This is a genomic window from Nostoc sp. T09, from assembly GCF_002154695.1.
GTDB lineage: Bacteria > Cyanobacteriota > Cyanobacteriia > Cyanobacteriales > Nostocaceae > Aulosira.
Genome location: NZ_MTAV01000078.1, coordinates 59,778 through 79,895 on the forward strand (window position 1 = coordinate 59,778; position 20,118 = coordinate 79,895).

General features: G+C 42.4%; 18 protein-coding genes. 15 read left to right on the top strand and 3 right to left on the bottom strand.

Annotation, left to right across the window (positions count from 1 at the left end):
• Positions 1–22 precede the first annotated feature (22 nt).
• The 12 genes from gmd (at position 23) to BV372_RS16670 (ending at position 15,373) form a co-directional block, all read left to right on the top strand.
• Positions 23–1,102: a GDP-mannose 4,6-dehydratase gene (gmd, locus tag BV372_RS16615; RefSeq protein ID WP_086687605.1), complete on the top strand. Its 1,080-nt coding sequence runs from the start codon at positions 23–25 to the stop codon at positions 1,100–1,102.
• Between the two features lie 33 nt (positions 1,103–1,135).
• Positions 1,136–2,080, top strand: coding sequence for a GDP-L-fucose synthase (locus BV372_RS16620; RefSeq protein ID WP_086687606.1), 945 nt, complete (start codon positions 1,136–1,138; stop codon positions 2,078–2,080).
• A gap of 194 nt (positions 2,081–2,274) precedes the next feature.
• The gene (locus tag BV372_RS16625) at positions 2,275–3,300 is read left to right on the top strand and encodes a glycosyltransferase family 2 protein (protein ID WP_086687607.1); all 1,026 of its coding nucleotides are present in this window, start codon (positions 2,275–2,277) and stop codon (positions 3,298–3,300) included.
• A 73-nt stretch (positions 3,301–3,373) separates the two neighbouring features.
• Positions 3,374–4,408, top strand: a complete 1,035-nt coding sequence (locus BV372_RS16630) for a glycosyltransferase family 2 protein (protein WP_086687608.1) — start codon at positions 3,374–3,376, stop codon at positions 4,406–4,408.
• Between the two features lie 60 nt (positions 4,409–4,468).
• Positions 4,469–5,503 (top strand): glycosyltransferase family 2 protein, encoded by a 1,035-nt coding sequence (locus tag BV372_RS16635; protein ID WP_086687609.1) that lies wholly within the window; start codon positions 4,469–4,471, stop codon positions 5,501–5,503.
• Between the two features lie 179 nt (positions 5,504–5,682).
• Positions 5,683–6,645 (top strand): UDP-glucuronic acid decarboxylase family protein, encoded by a 963-nt coding sequence (locus tag BV372_RS16640; protein ID WP_086687610.1) that lies wholly within the window; start codon positions 5,683–5,685, stop codon positions 6,643–6,645.
• A 19-nt stretch (positions 6,646–6,664) separates the two neighbouring features.
• On the top strand, positions 6,665–8,056 hold the full coding sequence (locus BV372_RS16645) for a UDP-glucose/GDP-mannose dehydrogenase family protein (RefSeq protein WP_086687611.1): 1,392 nt from the start codon (positions 6,665–6,667) through the stop codon (positions 8,054–8,056).
• Positions 8,057–8,090: 34 nt separating this feature from the next.
• Complete coding sequence (locus tag BV372_RS16650; protein WP_086687612.1) at positions 8,091–8,510, top strand: cupin domain-containing protein; 420 nt, start codon at positions 8,091–8,093, stop codon at positions 8,508–8,510.
• 205 nt (positions 8,511–8,715) lie between these two features.
• Positions 8,716–9,948 (top strand): GAF domain-containing sensor histidine kinase, encoded by a 1,233-nt coding sequence (locus BV372_RS38210; RefSeq protein WP_143845159.1) that lies wholly within the window; start codon positions 8,716–8,718, stop codon positions 9,946–9,948.
• Positions 9,949–10,036: 88 nt separating this feature from the next.
• Entirely contained in the window at positions 10,037–12,163 is a 2,127-nt protein-coding gene (locus tag BV372_RS16660) for a hypothetical protein (protein WP_086687613.1), read from the top strand.
• A gap of 1,118 nt (positions 12,164–13,281) precedes the next feature.
• Positions 13,282–14,745 carry an ATP-binding protein gene (locus BV372_RS16665; protein ID WP_256973272.1) on the top strand — a complete coding sequence of 488 codons (1,464 nt, stop codon included), beginning with the start codon at positions 13,282–13,284 and terminating at the stop codon, positions 14,743–14,745.
• Complete coding sequence (locus tag BV372_RS16670; RefSeq protein WP_086687615.1) at positions 14,696–15,373, top strand: response regulator transcription factor; 678 nt, start codon at positions 14,696–14,698, stop codon at positions 15,371–15,373. Before BV372_RS16665 ends, BV372_RS16670 begins: the two co-directional genes overlap by 50 nt.
• Here BV372_RS16670 and BV372_RS16675 read toward each other — a convergent pair.
• Positions 15,370–15,669 (bottom strand): hypothetical protein, encoded by a 300-nt coding sequence (locus BV372_RS16675; protein WP_256973273.1) that lies wholly within the window; start codon positions 15,667–15,669, stop codon positions 15,370–15,372. The genes BV372_RS16670 and BV372_RS16675 overlap by 4 nt on opposite strands.
• A 640-nt stretch (positions 15,670–16,309) precedes the next feature.
• On the opposite strand from BV372_RS16675, the gene BV372_RS16680 reads away from it, so the two are divergent.
• From BV372_RS16680 to BV372_RS16690, 3 genes are all read left to right on the top strand, one after another.
• The gene (locus tag BV372_RS16680) at positions 16,310–17,068 is read left to right on the top strand and encodes a WecB/TagA/CpsF family glycosyltransferase (protein ID WP_256973275.1); all 759 of its coding nucleotides are present in this window, start codon (positions 16,310–16,312) and stop codon (positions 17,066–17,068) included.
• 84 nt (positions 17,069–17,152) lie between these two features.
• The gene (locus tag BV372_RS16685; RefSeq protein ID WP_086687617.1) at positions 17,153–17,497 is read left to right on the top strand and encodes an STAS domain-containing protein; all 345 of its coding nucleotides are present in this window, start codon (positions 17,153–17,155) and stop codon (positions 17,495–17,497) included.
• 98 nt (positions 17,498–17,595) lie between these two features.
• The gene (locus BV372_RS16690) at positions 17,596–18,288 is read left to right on the top strand and encodes a sugar transferase (protein WP_086687618.1); all 693 of its coding nucleotides are present in this window, start codon (positions 17,596–17,598) and stop codon (positions 18,286–18,288) included.
• A gap of 15 nt (positions 18,289–18,303) precedes the next feature.
• Here BV372_RS16690 and holB read toward each other — a convergent pair whose 3' ends face one another.
• Both holB and BV372_RS16700 read right to left on the bottom strand, forming a co-directional pair.
• Positions 18,304–19,266, bottom strand: a complete 963-nt coding sequence (holB, locus tag BV372_RS16695) for a DNA polymerase III subunit delta' (protein ID WP_086687619.1) — start codon at positions 19,264–19,266, stop codon at positions 18,304–18,306.
• A 121-nt stretch (positions 19,267–19,387) separates the two neighbouring features.
• The gene (locus BV372_RS16700; RefSeq protein WP_086687658.1) at positions 19,388–20,044 is read right to left on the bottom strand and encodes an ester cyclase; all 657 of its coding nucleotides are present in this window, start codon (positions 20,042–20,044) and stop codon (positions 19,388–19,390) included.
• Between the last annotated feature and the right edge of the window lie 74 nt (positions 20,045–20,118).

The window sequence follows — 20,118 nt, forward strand, 5'->3', positions numbered from 1 at the left end:
TTTAAACTTAGGAGCATTAAGCATGACACAACAGAAGCGAGCGTTAATCACTGGAATTACAGGACAAGATGGCTCCTACTTAAGTGAGTTTTTGCTGGGGCAAGGTTATGAGGTACATGGCATTATCCGACGCACTTCCACATTCAATACAGATCGGATTGACCATATTTATGAAGATCCTCATAACGAAGGAGCGCGCTTGTTTCTTCACTACGGAGATTTAACTGATGGCACTACTTTGCGCCGGATTTTAGAAGAAGTCCAGCCGACAGAAATTTATAATCTGGGATCTCAGTCCCATGTGCGAGTAAGTTTTGACTCGCCAGAATACACTGTAGACTCTGTAGGTATGGGAACCCTCCGTCTACTAGAAGCCATTCGAGACTACCAGCAGCGCACAGGAATTGAAGTCCGATTTTACCAAGCTGGTTCTTCTGAGATGTTCGGTCTGGTGCAGGAAGTACCCCAAAAGGAAACAACACCGTTTTATCCCCGCAGTCCATACGCTTGTGCCAAAGTTTATGCTCATTGGCAGACAGTAAATTATCGAGAATCTTACGGTTTATTTGCATGTAATGGCATACTTTTTAACCACGAAAGTCCACGTAGAGGCGAAACATTTGTAACGCGCAAAATTACACGAGCAGTCGCTCGCATAGTTGCTGGAAAACAGAAAAATCTTTACATGGGCAATCTAGATGCTAAACGAGACTGGGGATATGCCAAAGACTATGTAAGAGCAATGTGGTTAATGCTACAGCAAGCCCAACCTGATGATTATGTCATTGCCACTGGTGAAACTCATTCAGTAAGCAAGTTTCTGGAACTAGCTTTTAATTATGTCAATCTCAATTGGCAGGACTATGTAGAGTTTGATGAGCGCTATCTCAGACCAGCAGAAGTGGAATTGTTAATTGGCGACCCCAGCAAGGCACGGCAGAAGTTGGGCTGGGAACCTTCAGTTACGTTTGAGCAATTGGTCGCCTTGATGGTAGAAGCAGATTTACAAGCACTGGGTTGCACTTCATCGAATGGTAATGGTTCACAAGTAATTCAGGATATTGCTACTATTCGGCAAGAATTGGGCAGTTTGCACTTCTAATCAGCGAACAGCAAACAGTTATTAGTTGAAAACATGACTACTACTGATCTGAAAAACAAAAGAATTCTCGTCACTGGTGGAGCTGGATTTCTGGGCCGTCAGGTGATAAACAAACTCTGTAAGGCTGGGACAGATTTAGCAAAAATTACAATGCCGCGATCGCGTGAATGTGATTTGCGTATCTTAACAAACTGCCAGCGAGCAGTCGATCAACAAGACATTGTCATTCACCTGGCAGCCCACGTCGGCGGTATTGGACTTAATCAAGTCAAGCCAGCCGAGCTGTTCTACGACAACTTGATGATGGGCACTCAATTGATTCACGCTGCCTATCAAGCCGGAGTGGAAAAATTTGTTTGTGTTGGCACTATTTGCGCTTATCCCAAGTTCACCCCAGTGCCATTTAAAGAAGACGATCTCTGGAATGGCTATCCAGAGGAAACCAATGCTCCCTATGGAATTGCCAAAAAAGCTCTATTAGTTCAACTCCAAGCTTATCGGCAGCAATATGGCTTTAATGGCATTTACTTATTGCCAGTGAATTTATACGGGCCGGAGGATAACTTTGACTCCAGTAGTTCCCACGTCATACCTGCTTTAATTCGCAAAGTACACGAGGCTCAAATTAAGGGAGAAAAGAAACTGAGAGTTTGGGGTGACGGCAGTCCCACCCGTGAGTTTCTCTACTCAGAAGATGCGGCGCAGGGAATTGTTATGGGTACTCAATTCTATCAAGAGTCTGAACCCGTTAACTTGGGAACGGGGTATGAAATCTCGATCCGGAACTTGATTACCTTAATTTGTGAACTGATGGAGTTTGACGGCGAAATTGTCTATGAAACTGACAAACCTAACGGTCAACCGCGTCGTTGCTTAGATACAGAACGGGCAAAAAAAGCTTTTGGTTTTGTCGCTCAGGTGGACTTCAAACAGGGATTGCGGAACACGATTGACTGGTATCGGCAGCACGCTGCATAGGTGTAGTGATTGTTTGGAAGGTTTGCACACTACGACTAAGCGGTTAACCAGGTGGATAATTTTCGTATTTCCTTGGATGATATCAGCTTCATGTGCGATCGTAGCCAGCAGATAGTATTTCTATTGCTATCTCAGAGATTACTGTACTAACAGTACAACCTGAGAAGGTGACTGAAACAAAGTCAGTCTGAAAGATGAAAAAAGTTTCTGTAATTATTCCAGTTTATGGAGTCGAGAAGTACATAGCAGCTACGGTACAATCCGTTCTTGATCAAACTTATAAAAATTTTGAGCTTCTGATTATTGATGATGCTTCTCCTGATAGGAGTATAGAGATTTGTCAGCAATTTACAGATTCTAGAATTAAAATCATTCATCAGGCAAATCGAGGACTGGCTGGAGCTAGAAATACCGGTATTCGCCATGCCCAAGGGGAATATTTAGCTTTTTTAGACGCAGATGACCTTTGGTTACCAGAAAAGCTAGAACAGCACATTAGTCACTTAGAAAACTCACCAGCTGTCGGTGTTAGCTTTAGCCGCTCTGCTTTTATTGACGAAACTGGAAAATCCTTAGGTACGTATCAGATGCCTAAGCTTAAAGAAATTACCACACCTTATTTACTATGCCGTAATCCCGTTGGTAATGGCTCGGCGGCGGTGATTCGCACAGAAGTTTTTGAAGCAATTAAATTCCAAGATAATCTGCACGGTACTATCGAGGATTTTTATTTTGACGAACACTTTCGCCGAACAGAAGATTTGGAATGTTGGATTCGCATTTCCATTAAGACGGATTGGCAAATAGAAGGTATTCCCGAAGCCCTGACTCTATACCGAGTTAATTCAGATGGGCTTTCTGCAAACTTGCTTCAGCAGTTAGATTCTTGGGAAAAAGTAATTGAAAAAACACGCTCCTACGCTCCAGGAATAGTTACTCAATCGGAAAAACTAGCCAGAGCCTACCAGTTGCAGTATTTAGCTCGCAATGCAGTTCGTCTGCAAGCTGGTGCAATGGCTGTGAAACTCATCAATCAAGCTTTAGTAAGCAACTGGCGTATTCTGCTGGAAATTCCACGCCCTACAATTTTGACCTTGGTTGCAGCCTATTTTCTTTGGCTCCTACCTCAGTCTCTTTACAGTTCTATTGAGACAGTTGCTTTAAAGAGCACAGGAGCTAGCCAAAAACGCCGCATTCTGCAAGAGCAGCTGGCTCGTTAAGAAGTTTGCATATACAGAGCCTAATCAAATCTCTTAGATGTTAATTCACTCAAATTAGTAGGAATAATCACAAATGAACAAAGTTTCTATCATTATTCCGGTGTACAAAGCCGAGAAATATATAGCTGCTACATTGCAATCCGCTCTTGACCAAACTTACAAAAATATTGAAATTTTAATTATTGATGATGGCTCTCCCGATCGGAGTATAGAAATTTGTCAGCAATTTACAGACTCTAGAATTAGAATTATTCGGCAGGAAAATCGTGGATTAGCTGGCGCTAGAAATACTGGTATTCGCCAGGCCCAAGGAGAATTTTTAGCTTTGATAGATGCCGATGATTTGTGGCTACCAGGAAAATTAGAAAAACATATTGCTCATTTAGAAAAATCACCAGAGGTGGGAGTTAGCTTTAGCCGTTCAGCTTTTATTGATGAAGCAGGGCAACCTTTAGGAACTTACCATATGCCTAAACTCACTGGCATCACCCCACCTTATTTACTTTGCCACGATCCAGTAGGAAATGGCTCAGCAGGTGTATTCCGGCGAGAGGTGTTTGAAGGCATTCGGTTCCAAGATAATCTTCGTGGTTATCTAGAAGATTTTTATTTTGAAGAACGGTTCCGGATGTCACAGGATATGGAACTTTTGCTGCGGATTGCGCTTCAAACCCCTTGGCAAATTGAGGGCATTCCTGAAGCTTTAACGCTTTATCGAGTTACTAGTGGAACAATTTCAACTAACTGGTTTAAGAAAATAGAGGCTTGGGAAAAGGTAATTGAGCGAGTACGCACCTATGCACCCGAACTGATTGCCCAATGCGCAAACCAATCTAGAGCCTATCAACTTCGTCATTTAGCTCGCAGAGCAGTACGTCTGCAAGCTCAGGGAAATATAGCTATGCAATTAATTAATCGGACTTTGGCTACTCACTGGCGCATCCTCTTGGAAGAGCCTCGTCCTACGCTTATGACTTTGGCAGCGGCTTATTTGCTTTGGCTGCTACCCCAATCTGGCTACGCTAATATTGAGACTATTGTAGCAAAAATTACAGGATTTCTCCAAAGACAATACATTCCTGAAAGTCAGTCAGAACCAAGTATATAAGCAAATGTATTTTATGCAGCTTACATATCGTTACTAATATAGAAAAAGGTGTATGTCAAAATGAAAAAAGTTTCTGTAATCATCCCAGTATACAAAGCAGAAAAGTATATAGCTTCTACACTACAATCGGCTCTTGACCAAACTTACAAAAATATTGAAATTCTGATTATTGATGATGGCTCTCCTGACCGGAGTATAGAAATTTGTCACCAATTTACAGACCCTAGAATTAAAATTATCCGTCAAAAGAATCGGGGATTACCTGGGGCTAGGAATACTGGTATTCGCCATGCTACAGGTGAATATCTGACTCTTTTAGATGCTGATGACCTATGGTTGCCAGAAAAATTAGAAAAACATGTTCAGCATTTAGAGAATTCACCTAAGGTAGGAGTAAGTTTTAGTCGCTCTGCTTTTATCGATGACAATGGACAACCCTTAGGTATTTATCAAATGCCTCAACTTAAAGGAATTACCCCATCCGTTGTCCTTTGCCGAAATCCAATTAGCAATGGTTCGGCAGCAGTGATTCGTAGAGAAGTTTTTGAAGCAATTAAATTCCAAGACAATCTTTACGGTACTGTTGAGGATTTTTACTTCGATGAGCGATCGCGCCATACCAATGGTGACTCAACAGATGTTGAATGTTGGTTTCGGATGTCTGTTAAAAGCAATCTGCAAATAGAGGGTATTCCTGAAGCTTTGACCTTATATCGGGTAAATTCAGGGGGACTATCAGCAAACTTGCTCAAGCAGTTAGATTCTTGGGAATTGGCAATCTCTAGAGCACGTTTATACGCCCCAGAAATAGTTAATCAATGGGAAACACTGGCTAGAGCTTATCAGTTCCGGTATTTAGCTCGCAGGGCTGTAACTCTGCAAGATGGTGCAATGGCTGTAAAACTAGTGAATAAAGCCTTGGCAACTAACTGGCGTATTCTGCGTGAGGAACCGCGCCGTACCCTGATCAGCTTGGCTGCTGCCTATTTCCTTTGGCTACTACCCCAGTCTGTTTACAATTCAATTGAGGCTGTTGCTTTAAAGACAACAGGAGCTAACCAAAAACGCCGTATTTTACAAGGTCAGTCTAGTTAGCGATCGCCGCGCGCTCTCTGCCCTAAGATAAGTGCCTCGGGCATCTTGCCTTGAGGTTCCCTCTGAGCAGATATGGGCGGGCGATATCGCATTACTATGAAGAGCATTGAAACTGACCATACTATCTAGGTAAAGCTAAACCACAAGACCTTCTAATGGCTGTAATTAATTAGCAAACTATGAGAATTTTAGTCACAGGCGGTGCTGGATTTATTGGTTCTCATCTCATCGACAGACTAATGGCGCAGGGACACGAAGTTATTTGCTTGGATAACTTCTACACTGGTCACAAGCGTAACATCCTTAAGTGGTTAGAGCATCCATATTTTGAACTGCTCCGCCATGATATTACTGAACCAATTCGTTTAGAAGTCGATCAAATTTATCATCTAGCTTGCCCTGCTTCTCCAGTTCACTACCAGTACAACCCAGTCAAAACGGTTAAAACCAATGTGATGGGAACGTTAAATATGTTAGGGCTGGCTAAGCGCGTAAAAGCGCGTTTCCTTTTAGCCTCAACATCAGAAGTCTACGGCGATCCAGAGGTTCATCCGCAGTCGGAAGAGTATCGGGGTAACGTCAATCCAATTGGAATTCGCTCATGTTACGACGAAGGCAAGCGGATCGCTGAAACTCTAGCATTTGACTATCATCGACAAAACGATGTGGACATTCGGGTTGCGCGAATCTTCAATACCTATGGTCCAAGAATGTTGGAAAATGATGGTCGAGTGGTGAGCAACTTTGTTACTCAAGCTCTACGTAATATTCCTTTGACTGTGTATGGTGACGGTTCGCAAACCCGCAGTTTCTGCTATGTTTCAGATTTAGTAGCAGGGCTAATGCGGCTGATGAATGGCAACTTCATTGGTCCTGTAAATTTGGGAAATCCGGAAGAATACACGATTTTAGAATTGGCTTCTACTGTTCAACAATTAGTTAATCCCAACGCCGAAATTCAGTTTAAGCCATTACCTCAAGACGATCCGCGTCGTCGTCGCCCAGATATTACAAAAGCGAAAACTCATCTCAACTGGGAGCCTACCGTTCCTGTAAAAGAAGGTTTAAAACTAACCATCAAAGATTTTCGGACTCGCAGCAAGGATGAGCACTCGTTAGGGGTCATTGAACTAGCAAAGTAAAAAATGAGAGGAAAAGAATATGCGTGTATGTGTAATTGGTACTGGGTACGTAGGTTTGGTAACAGGTGCTTGCTTAGCCCATATCGGGCATCAAGTAATCTGTGTGGATAACAACGAAGAAAAAGTCAAGTTAATGAAGGCTGGGCGATCGCCAATTTTTGAGCCAGGACTCTCAGAAATTATCCAATCTGCTATTGAGTCTGGCAACATTGAATTTACCACTGATCTTGGTGCAGGAGTTGCCCACGGAGAAATTTTATTCATTGCTGTAGGAACACCACCTTTACCTACAGGTGAAAGTGATACACGCTACGTAGAAGCTGTTGCTCGTGGAATTGGTACGCACCTCAACGGCGGTTATAAGGTAATTGTGAATAAATCCACTGTGCCGATTGGCTCAGGTGACTGGGTACGCATGATTGTCATGGACGGAATTGCAGAACGTCAAAAAGTTCTAGTTACAGCTGATGGTACGAGTAGTAGCGAGACCTTTTTAGATAAGCTGCCAAAGTTTGATGTAGTCAGCAATCCCGAGTTCTTGCGCGAAGGCTCGGCAGTATATGACACATTTAACCCAGATCGCATTGTACTGGGTAGCAATAATCCCAAAGCGATCGCGATGATGGCAGAATTGTATGCCCCAATCGTAGAGCGCCAGTTTGCCGCCGATTCATCTTTACCACCTGTACCTGTAGTTGTGACTGACATTAGTTCAGCGGAGATGATCAAGTATGCTGCTAATGCGTTTTTAGCAACTAAGATTAGCTTTATTAATGAAGTTGCTAATATTTGCGATCGCGTTGGTGCTGATGTCACCCAAGTTGCCAAAGGAATTGGTTTAGACTCCCGCATTGGTAACAAGTTCTTACAAGCTGGTATTGGCTGGGGTGGTTCTTGCTTCCCTAAGGATGTCTCTGCTCTGGTTCACACTGCTGATGACTATGGCTACGAGGCTCAGTTGCTCAAAGCTGCTGTCAGTGTTAATGAGCGTCAGCGCCTAATTGCCCTGGAAAAACTCCAGCAGGTACTCAAAATCCTTAAAGGTAAAACTGTAGGACTATTAGGTCTTACCTTCAAACCAGACACAGACGACATGCGCGATGCTCCAGCACTCAAGCTCATCGACAGCCTCAACAGACTAGGAACCAAAGTTAAAGCATACGATCCAATTGTTTCGCAAAGTGGTTTGCGTGATGGTTTATCAGGCGTGCTAGTAGAAACCGATCCAGAACGTTTAGCAGACGGCTGCGATGCGTTGGTACTTGTGACAGACTGGCAGCAATTCCAGAATTTAGACTACCGTAAGATGGCGACTTTGATGAACAATCCCGTCATCATCGACGGTCGTAACTTCCTAGACCCGAAAGACTTGCAGCTAGCTGGGTTCCATTATGTAGGAGTTGGACGATAAGCAAACTTTTGTTATGTCTACAAATGAGGTAACTATGGCTAAATATCAAGAAACAACACAAATTAACGCCCTGTCCATACTTCCATCTGTCACTTCGACAGGTATTAGCGGAACTGAGTTACGCCCTTGGGGTTCTTTTACGGTTTTAGAGGAAGGACGTGGATATAAAATCAAGCGCATAGAAGTTAAGCCTGGACAGCGTCTCAGCCTGCAAATGCACCACCACCGCAGCGAACATTGGATAGTTGTCTCTGGTACAGCTAAGGTAACTTGTGGCGATCAAGAACTGTTGCTGAGCAATAATCAGTCTACTTATGTACCTCAGTGTACAACTCATCGTTTGGAGAATTCTGGCGTAATTTCCTTAGTCTTGATTGAAGTTCAAAATGGCGAATATTTAGGAGAAGATGATATCATCCGCTTTCAAGATGACTATGCTCGTATCCAAAATTAACAGTTGAAGAGCAATGGCACTATAGATTTGATTAGCAGATGCTGCCAAAGTTAATTAGTAATGCGAATAGATAAATGGATTTACCCTATCTAAAGGCTACAATTTATGTATGAATTAGAATTTACAGCTGACATTTTCACCGTTCTAATTTAAAGTGGGGACTTAACAATGTGTGCCTGCACGCTATTAAGAGTAAGCTAGCTAAATGAGATCTATATTGGCTGAAAATGAAATAGCGAGGCTGGAGGTTCTTCGGCAATATCGGATTCTAGATACTGCCTGCGAAGTTGCTTTCGATGACCTCACCCTTTTAGCAGCACAAATTTGTGGCACTCCTATAGCTTTAATTAGCTTGATTGATAACTGCCGTCAGTGGTTCAAATCGAAAGTCGGATTAGATGTTGAGTCAACACCACGGGATATAGCGTTTTGTGCCCATGCTATTTTGCAGCCTAATGAAATTTTAATTGTTCCGGATACATTACTTGACCAGCGGTTCGCTAACAATCCACTGGTAACTTCCGAGCCTTATATTCGGTTTTATGCTGGTGCTCCGTTGGTTACATCCGACGGATATGTGCTGGGAACACTTTGTGTAATTGATCGTATCCCACGAGATCTCAGTCTAGAACAACAAAATTCATTGCGGATCTTAAGTCGTCAGGTTATGTCCCAATTTGAGCTTAGACGTAATTTAGAGAAGCTGGAACTTATAACCACCACAGAACGCCAACGGACTGAAGATTTAATTTCTGCGCTTTCCCACGATATGCGTACTCCCTTGCTAGCAACTCGTGGTACTCTGCGCGCTATGCTAGGTGGGGCTTTTGGCACCGTGAGTGATAGTTGCAGAGAAGGACTTGAGGATTGTCGTCAGGCTAACGAAGATGTCTTAAAGCTTGTCGAGGTGCTATTAGATATTTCTCGCCATCACACTCCAGTTTTGAAGAATCTGAACTACGAGATCCTTAACTGGAAAAATATCTTTGCCGAAGCCATTATCCGCAGCAACGCCAATTGGCAGCAAAAGCAAATAATTAAACATCAAATTTCTCCTTCACTACCAACTGTCTACGGTATTGAGTTAGAAATTCAACGGGTAGTGCAGAACCTACTTGAGAATGCTTTACGAGTCACCAAGCCAGATCAGTCAGTTAGCTTGGCGGTGGTAGCGCGGGGAGATACCGAAGTCAAGGTATCAGTGCACGACTATGGGCCAGGGATTGCTCTCCAATACAAAGAAAGGCTTTTTCAACGCTTTAGTCAACAACGAGGTCGCAGTGATTTATCTGAACTCAATCTCTACTTATGCCGCCTCATTGTAGAGGCTCACGGAGGCACGATCAACGTTGAAAGTACTTTTGGTGAGGGTAACACTTTCTGGTTTACCTTACCTGTTACCCCACAGTCTAGGCTTCAGAATCGACACGAGATATAGTCATTGATTACAAGTTGAGATCGCATCAGCTTTGCGAATATTTTTTATCTAAAATTACCTTTTATACTAAAAACTATAGGCAATCGGTATGAGCGATCGCAATTTCTGCGCTGTGTTAGTCAAAGCAAGCTGCATTAGTACGATTGCACTGGCTACTATCATAGCACTTGCACCCCTTAAGCCTACTTGCAGCACTACATCGACGTATCGCTGGAGTAATGTAGCTATCGGGGGAGGTGGCTATGTCACAGGCGTTTATCTGCATCCGCTACAGCAGGATCTCGTTTACATCAGAACTGATATCGGTGGCTTTTATCGTTGGAATTCAATAGATAAAAAATGGATTCCACTAACTGATCACTTTGGGCTAGAACAGAGCAACTACTACGGGGGAGAAGCCCTAGCACTTGACCCAAGCAACCCCAATATTGTCTATATTGCTGCTGGTAAATACACTGCCAGTTGGTCTGAATTGGGGACAATCTTTAAGTCCACCGATCGAGGTAAAACCTGGAGCAAGCTGAATATAGACTTGCCAATGGGGGGTAACGAGAATAAGCGATGGCTGGGAGAAAGACTAGTTATTAATCCGTTAAATTCCAATGTCATCTTCTTCGGTTCGCGGTTGAATGGGTTATGGAAGTCTGCGGATGCAGGGAAAACATGGGACAAAGTTACCTCTTTCCCAGGAAAGCCTAAAGTAGATATTGGTATTGCAGGCATCTTGTTTAACAAAAAAGTGCCTGGTCTTGTCTATGCCAATGCCTACGGAGATGGGATATATAAATCCACTGACATGGGTGTTACCTGGCGCAAAATAGTCGGAAGTCCATCACGAGTTAATCGAATGGCTCTCGCTAGTAACTCAGTCCTGTATGTGACGCACGCATGGGGCGTCAGCAAATATGCGAACTCAGTCTGGAGCCGAATCACCCCAACTCATGCGAAAACTGGATTCAATGCCGTTGCTGTAGATCCAAATAATCCCGATCGCGTTTTAATTGCTTACGACCAGTACCAAAAAACAAGAGATTATTGTAGAGTATTTCAATCGGCGAACGGTGGAGCTACATGGGAACAGAAAAGGCATTCGTTGAAGCCTCAAGTGCCTTGGTGGCCTGAGTGGTATTTTGGCTCCGCAGCTTCGGCTATTGAATTCGATCCCAAAATTCCTGGCAAAGTCTGGTTAACAGACTGGTTTGGAACATGGCAAACAGATAAAATTAATGCACAAAGATCTGTTTGGTTGAACTATGAAAAAGGACATGAGGAAGTAGTTAGCTTTGCGTTAGCCTCACCTCCAAGAGGATCTCTATTGTTGAGTGGCGTAGCTGATGTAGACGGGTTTAATCACAACAATAGCCTAGATGTCTACCCGACTGCACAGTTTGGTGGCACTAGCAGCCCCAGATTTCAGGACACATACAGCCTTGCCTACAGCGAAAGCAATCCTTTACGAATGGTTCGTGTTGGTGGTAACCGTTGGAATCATACTTACACAGGAGCAACTTCTACAGATGGCGGACTTACTTGGAAAAGCTTTTCCTCATTTCCGCGGAACATAATACCCTTGCGCGTAGCTATATCGGCAAGTAATCCAAATCTATTTGTGGCGATCGCCAGTGAGAAACAGCCTATACGCACAACTAACGGCGGAGTTTCTTGGAGTAAAGTATCAGGATTGCCTAATGGGCCCAAGGGACCGTGGTATTGGGGTCAACCCTTGGCAGCAGATAAAGTCAGCAGTAATATCTTTTACTACTACAGTAGAGGCAAAGTTTATCGCAGCACCAACGGAGGAGCATCCTTCAGCGTTGTAAACTCATCGCTTCCCAGCGAAGACTGGTCCATGCTCAAAACGGTTCCGGGGAGCAGTGGTAAAGTCTGGGTCAGCCTCAACTGGCATGGACTTTATCGTTCAACAGATGGCGGTGCAAAGTTTACAAAGATTGTTGGAGTGGAGAGAGCTTATTTATTTGCGTTTGGCAAGCCGCAAAACGGAAGTATAATTCCAGCACTGTATCTGTATGGTAAAGTCACTGGTCTTGGTGACGGCATCTTTCGTTCTCTGGATGATGGAAAAACCTGGTCAAGCATTGGCGAACCGCACAAGCCTATTGGCGATCGCCCAAATGTCATGGAGGCTAGCAGACAGCAATTCGGTCTAGTCTTTATTGGTACTAACGGTAGGGGAATTTACTATGGAATACCCTAACCTCATCAACTATATAGGACTCATATTTGATTTTTGAAAAAAACTCAGTACAGTTTTATTCCTTCTTCCCTGTTCCCTGTTCCCTGTTCCCTCCCTACGTAAATAATTTTAGTAATCAAATCGGATTGCTATAGCAACCAAGTAATCAATTTTTTATAATAGTTATTTTTATTAATTGACAAAAGTAATAAAATATGCACCTTGAATAAATAAAAACAATATATTGCTCAACATATCAACTTTACTATATTGCCTACTAAAAATAATATCGATAAAATTATTCGATAGTATGAGTACTTTCTTCGATTAATTGCTCGTAATGAAATACATTATGATGATGAAGTTTAGTACTTTGAAAGCAGATAATTAACTTAGTCTTGGAAATAAACTGCTGATAGCTGGGCTGAGTGCAATTACTTTAAGCATTCAAGTATTCAATAAATAATGAATCTACTACCTACAAGGGATTTTTCAGTATTTTCTCAATCATCTTTTGAATGATTAGTGCCTGCTTAATAAGCGTCAAAAATCAGGTTATATTCCTGAAATACTACACCATATCTGCCAGTTTCTGTCAATACATATTTTCATAAATAAAATGCATATTTTTTAGCATTTTATCTATGAAAAGAAAATTGTTAAATTTTATGGTACATTTACGTATGTAAAGCCGTAAAATAAACTCGGAAATTGTATTATAAAATTTATGAAATTAACAAAAGGCATAATTCTTAAGATAGATAAAAAATAAAATAAGTACTGTTAATTTTTAAGTGTTATTTGATACAAATGCTTATTAATAGATATAGTTAATGTAATGATTATGATTAAAACTATTTTTACTTAATCTTGTATGAGACGATGAAGTTTCTACTAGGTGTCTACAAACGTAGAGGAGAGTATGTAATATATGGCATAGCTACACTTTAATAAGTACTACCAAAATCTATGACTGGCAGAAGCTTTAGGGTATAGCAAATATGTCAGTTAAGTCTTAGGTATTGCCTGTAATAAACTTACGGATTGGCTAAATAGTGTTGGCGACTAATTTACTACGTTCAATAAGTCCATTGACTCGCAAAAGTCATTTATTTAGACCTGTTTATACTAGCTTGTTCATGTTGGTTTTACTGATATTTGGTCAACATGGTTTAAACCTTTGGCTAGGATATCTTAATCACAAAGCATGTGAAAGGGTTACTCATACTTTAGTAGTAGAAAGAGAAGGACAGCATCTACTCAACGCTGTAATAGATAAGGAAAGAAGCACACTAGAGGGTTACCAGCAAGAGCAATTCGTTTTCAACAACAGCTTAAACCACCTATACCAGCTACTCAAAGATGACCCTAGCCAACTCAAGCAACTTGATAGAATCAAATATCTCTATAACCAGTGGCAAAGTGAGTTGAGCCAAGAAAAGGTTGCTAATTCTCCCAGGAGCCATAGCGGGGAGGAAATAGCTTTATTCGATGCTTTGCGCACTCAGATTGATAACTTGATTGTGTACGAAGAAAAACTTTTGAGCGATCGCAAGAATTTTTTATCCAATCTATACCAGATAAACATTTTTATAAATTTCTTTAGCTCAGTAGCAATCTTGCTATTAGCAAGTTTTAACATCCAGGTTTTGCATCGCCGCGCCAAGGTTCCTTTGCACAAATTGACACAAGTGAGCAAACTGTGGCGGAAAGGAGAGATGGAGGTGCAAACTGGCTATTCCTATCCCGACGAAGTCGGCGAATTAGCAGAAGTTCTGGATGCAATGACAAGTGAGATTAATCAGCGTCAAATAAGTATTAAAGAGCGCAACCAGCATCTTGAAGATCTGATCTGCGCCCTCTCTCACGACCTACGTTCACCTCTGCTTGCCACCCGCAATACGTTGGATGCCATGCTCAGAGGAGCTTTTGGTCCCGTAAACGATACCTGGAGGGAAGTGTTTGAAGAGTACCACCAGGCTAATACTGATCTTCTCAAGCTTGTGGAAGCCTTAGTAGATGTTTCCCGTTATGAAGCTGGTTGTGGGATTCAACTCAACTATGAGCCTCTTAATTGGGAACAGATTTTTGTGAAAGTAATTGCTCAGATTAAAGCCACTTCAAAGCCTGAGTTAGCTTTTATCTATAGAATTTCTCAATCACTACCGACCATTTATGGTGATGAGTTAGAGATTCGACGAGTTTTACAAAATCTGCTAGAAAATGCGGTGCGAGTGAGTGATGCTAACAAGGAAATTGTTCTAGAGGTAGCAACCCTCAAGGAGGAGCAAGTACAAGTTTGTGTGCGCGATCAGGGTTTAGGAATTGCGCCAGAGGAGAAAGAACGACTCTTCCACCGCTTTATTCAGGGACGAACTCGCCGTGGGAAATCTGGGCTTGGTCTTTATTTGTGCCGTCAAATCGTCGAGGCTCATGGAGGTAGCATTGGCGTTGAGAGTTCCCTAGGAGAAGGTAGTACCTTCTGGTTTACTCTGCCAGTTCACACAGATGAGGCTAGATTTCAGGATGAAAGCAAATTGAGGAGAAGTACAGATGTCCGAGAGTGTAGAACAGAACACTGTGAAGATTTTGCTGGTAGATGACCATGCTTTGATCCGTCGAGGGATGAGAGGCCAATTTACTCTACAATCTGGCTTTAGTGTAGTTGGAGAGGCATATAATGGTGCACAGGCTATCGAATTGGCGGCTCAACTCCAGCCTGATGTTATTTTGATGGATATTGATATGCCAGTTATGGATGGGATCACAGCTACGCAGCGGATAAAAAGCGATCGCCCTACCATTCGTATTCTTGCTGTGAGTGCATTTGACAGTGATACCCAAGTAATGGGGATGCTAGCTGCTGGTGCTGATGGTTACTGCCTTAAAACTATTGAATGGGAACAACTTATCGCTGTTATTCAATTGATCCTCCAAGGTGGTGCTTATCTAGATCCTCAAATAGCTCAAAAGGTCTCCCGGATGTTTAAACCGACCCTCGTAACCCCAGCGGTTCCTGAACCTGAGCCACTCCAACAACCACTTCTTAGTCCTCGTGAGCTAGAAATCCTCAAACTTATTGCCAAAGGACATTCAAACCAAGAGATTGCCAATCAGCTCTACCTCTCTCTTGGAACCATTAAGTCCTATGTGCGTATGCTACTCAACAAACTCAGCGTTGACGATCGGGTCCAAGCGGCAGCTCTAGCTGTCCGTGAAGGGTTAATTTAAGCTGCTAGGACTTTCTCTAGATAAATATACAGTTCTGTAGGGGTAGAAACTAATGATAATTTCCTCTCAATAGGTTGTTCTGACCAAAAAATACAAGGTTGAAGTAGCTGGGACTGGAAGTCATCAGGTATGGGTAGACATAATACCAAAACATGGGGGGCGAACAGAGTCATCTCTTCAACTGTGGGAAGACCATAGTAGGGAAAAACCTCTAAATTCTTTTTCAAACAGTAGCTGCTAACGCTTTGTACAGTAGTGACATCACTACCAATGACCATAATTCGAGGCCTTTCCATAGCAACTATAGGTTTAATAAGAGGATGTTGCACATATAGGGATGACGCAAGAGACATAGCGATCGAGAGAAATAAGATGAGTAGAGTCTTTTCTTCTTGATTAAGTCTAAATGAATAAACCAGAGTAATAGCCTAGATGCTGCATTTCTAGAATAATCATCTAGTCGTGTAACCCTGATTATAGCTAAGACTTTGAACCAAAATTTGGCTTGGCAATTTTGGCGTTGGGCGTTGTTGCTTCAATAGAATTAGTATGATGCTTAGTGTCTTGGTACGATACAGCCAAGTGGATAGCTAGGTGGACAATTTTATTCTCATAAGAGGATGCTGTATACGTCAGACTTTAAGTAGCCATCAGAAATAGTCATCAGGTAGTATTTGCGATCGCTACTTAAGTAGAAACTATAAGAAGACTTACAAATCAAGTCTCAGACCAGACCAAGTCTTTGATTACGGTTACGCATAAGCATGTACTGCAACTATGCTGAAAGCCCCGATAGATAATGATTTGAACCTGTTGCAAGGTATCGCTTTCATCCAAACAATTGAACGAGCTTGATATTACCTAAGTAAGAGGCAGTATATGAACTGCCTATGCTTTGCATTGCAGTATTTCTTGATTTGAAATGAGGAGCTTCATATGGCAGACCGAGTTAGTTTTCTCAACACCCATTTTGATCGTATGTCCTTGCCTGAGACAATCGATGTGTTACTGGCGCGGTTACTGAAGCGGGAAGGCGGTTGCGTGTATTATGCCAACGCGCACACTATGGTAACTGCCGCCAATAACCCAGCACTGGCGGAGGCATTAGAGCAGGGTGATTTGGTGTTAGCGGACGGAAGTGGAGTTCGCTGGGGTAGTGCCTTGCTAGGTACACCGTTGCTGCACAACCTCAATGGCACTGACCTAGTTCCAGCTCTATGTAAGGATGGAGCAGTAAAAGGCCTATCAGTCTATCTGCTTGGTGCTAAGCCAGGCGTAGCCGAAGAAGCAGCAGCTAACCTGGCTAAAGCATGTCCTGGCTTAACAATTGCAGGAACTCAGCACGGATATTTTTCTCCAGCACAAACCCAGAAGGTATTAGAAAACATTCGGGTCGCCAAACCGCATCTGCTATTAGTAGCAATGGGCGTACCAACGCAAGAAATTTGGATTGATAAATACGCTAACCAACTACCTGGTATCACTTGTATGGGTGTGGGTGGTCTATTCGATTTCGTTGCGAAACGTGTACCTCGTGCCCCACATTTGATCCGTGCTGCTGGTATGGAGTGGCTGTGGCGGCTAGCAATGGAGCCTAACCGACTATGGAGACGCTATATCATAGGCAACGTTGTCTTTTTGAGTTTGGTTATGACCTACGCCTTTGCCCCACGTCAAGACGAACAAACAACATAAAAACGCAAAACTTACAGCCAAGACCCGCCAACATTTTCTCAATCTTGCAATAGAGATTTAACAGGGGAATCAATAACAAGATTTATGGCTCTCACACAAGAATATCAATTGATTGTGCTTCAACCGCAGGGACGTTTAGACTTGCAGCATAGTAAGGTATTGAGGGAGCAACTGGCTACTTTAGAGCCTCAAGCTAACCATCTCTGGGTAATTGATCTAGCTCAAGTTGATTTTATGGATAGTTCAGGGTTAACCACTTTAGTAACTGGTCTTTCCACTGCACGTTCTAGAGGCTGCCGTTTGGTAATTTGCAATCTCCAAGCACCTATCCGAATCATCTTTGAATTGACTCAGATGGATTCAGTATTTGAAATTTTTGAGAGTTACAACGCTGTCCTGACCGATATTAACCAAGTACTACCGTCTTAGCCATTTGCTTGCTCTACCAACTTGGCAATTCTATAAAATCTGAGCAAGTTCCTGAAATTACCGACTTTATTAGCTGACTCACGGAAACTGTGATTACCATGTCTAAGCCCTCTACTTCCCACCCCATTCCCATACCATTTCTAGATAATGCCTACACTGCTCATTTTGCTGAGCTTCCAGTTCATCCTTCTGTTACTAGCAAAACAAAGCGGATGATTGACATCTTGGGTGCTGTTGTAGGGCTAGGAATAATAGCGCTGATTACGATTCCACTTGCTATAGCTATTCAATTAGATAACCCTGGCCCTATCTTCTACAGTCAAATTCGCTGTGGTCTGAACGGACGCTCTTTTCGGATTTGGAAATTCCGCTCTATGGTGGTTGGGGCTGAGCAACTCAAGCATCTGGTGAATAACGAAGCCAAAGGTAATCATATCTTCAAAAACGAGAATGACCCTCGCATTACCCATGTAGGCAGGTTTCTTCGCTGCACCAGTTTAGACGAACTTCCTCAGTTCTGGAACGTACTGTTAGGGGACATGAGCCTAGTAGGTACTCGTCCTCCCACTATTGATGAAGTGATGCATTACTCAAATCACCATTGGCAAAGGTTGAATGTCAAACCGGGTATTACTGGGGAATGGCAGGCTAATGGTCGCTCTAGCATTAAAGATTTTGAAGATATTGTTTCTCTGGATATTAGATATCAACGTAAGTGGTCTATTGCTTACGATATAAAATTGATCCTCAAAACTCTAAAGGTTGTTTTAAAGAAAAGTGGTGCTTTCTAGATCAGAATATTAATGTTACATACTGCATTGTTCATACAAAGATAATAGGGTGCATTCCCAAACCAAGCGTGGTTGGGCGTAACAAAGTAGAGATTTACGAGCTTGTTCTAGCTGTTGGATAATCCCTACTTTATACCACTGATGCCAATATGATTGTTGGAGATAATCAACTAACCACAGTTGTGCTTCTGTATCTAAATCTTTATCAATTTTCTTAGCTAGTTCCAAAGCGTGGCGGTAGGATGAAGGCGCTTTTGTCAAATTTTGGAGTAATTCAGGAGGGATGGCCTGTAATTGTTGGTAAGATGCGATCGCACTCCCTGGGCTACCAGCTGCTATATTCAACAATGCCTGATTTTGTAAAATCTCCTGATGCCCAGTTTGAGTTAATACTTGAGCTAAAGATGCTGTATCTAAGCGATAAAAAGGAATGCGTTGACAGCGTGATACTAAAGTTGGCAACACCAAATCAGGTGAAGGTGCAATTAAAATTAATGTCGCCTGTCCTGGTTCTTCCAAAGTCTTCAGCAAAGCATTGGCTGCTGCTTCTGCCATTGTTTCTGCTTGTTCTAGCACTACCACATTTTTCTGTGCTTCCAAAGGCGGTCGTCCAAGAAATTCGGTAATTTGCCGAATTTGCTCTAGCCTGATTACTGGGGGTGCTTTGCGCTTCACTCCTTTCTCGGCTGCTTCTGCTGCTGTTAGTAGTTGCCCTTGGTATTGGTAAGTTGGCTCTAGCCACAATACATCTGGATGGTTGCCTTGACGTAAGCGGCTTTGTAAAGACGCAATTATTCTTGCCTCCACATCACTAGAAAATAGCAACTCTACAAAACACCGTGCTGCTAAACTCCGTCCCACACCATCTGGACCTACAAATAAATAGGCTGGAGCAACTCGCTTTTGTCTGACAGCCTGAGTGAGTAATTCTATAGCTTGCTGTTGTCCTAGAACTGGTGTAAATGGGTCATTAGTCATTATTCCATTTTAGATTGAGTAACATAGTACCGACATAGAGAAAGCGCTCAAAACTTAATCTCAAGCGCTTTTACTATTGACTATTGCAGCTAAATTATTTTTCTAGCAAGTGTGCAGTTCTTCAGTGGAAAGGACAACCTGTTGCCAGTTTATTCAAAAAGGAACTGGTATCAAAAAAATGTTCTAAGGATAAAATTTTCAAGTCATCGTTGACGCGTGCAATACTGATGCCAACTATTTCTACAGTCTCGCCTGTAGGTGCTTGTTCTTTGTATGGGCCGCTAAAGGTTCCCCAATGACGCCACTTGAATGTCACGTTTGGCGGTCCTGATAAAACTTCAACTAGCTCCCATAAAAATCCGTTGGGAAATGCTTGATGGAAGATTTGTGCTGATGATTCAAAGTCTTCTTCTGAGGATTTATATTGTGCTGTATCACCGAGAAATAAATTGTATGTTCCTGCATCTACTATATCCTCAGCAGTGTAAGCTGGTCCAGCATTTGTCATCATCCGAAACTTGTCCGTCACAATCGAGATCCACTGCTGGGGATTGCTTTTAAAAGATGCTTCCATCTCAAAGGTTCTCACAAGGTTTTGGACGATCGCTTCTAAAGAACCTTCAAGGTGATTGTATTGGCTCTGTTTTTGCAGAAATTGATTGGTATGGGAGTAATCAGGACGTGTTTGATATCGCCACTCAACATTAGCATCATTCGCAATCACAGTATCTCTGTCCTGTATCCAAAGAGGCTGGTTTGTAGCTTGTTCTGAACTCATAATTGTAAATCCAAAAAATTTCCGAAATCTTATTTGGCTCAAAGCTCGCGATCGCATAACTTGCGATCAATGTG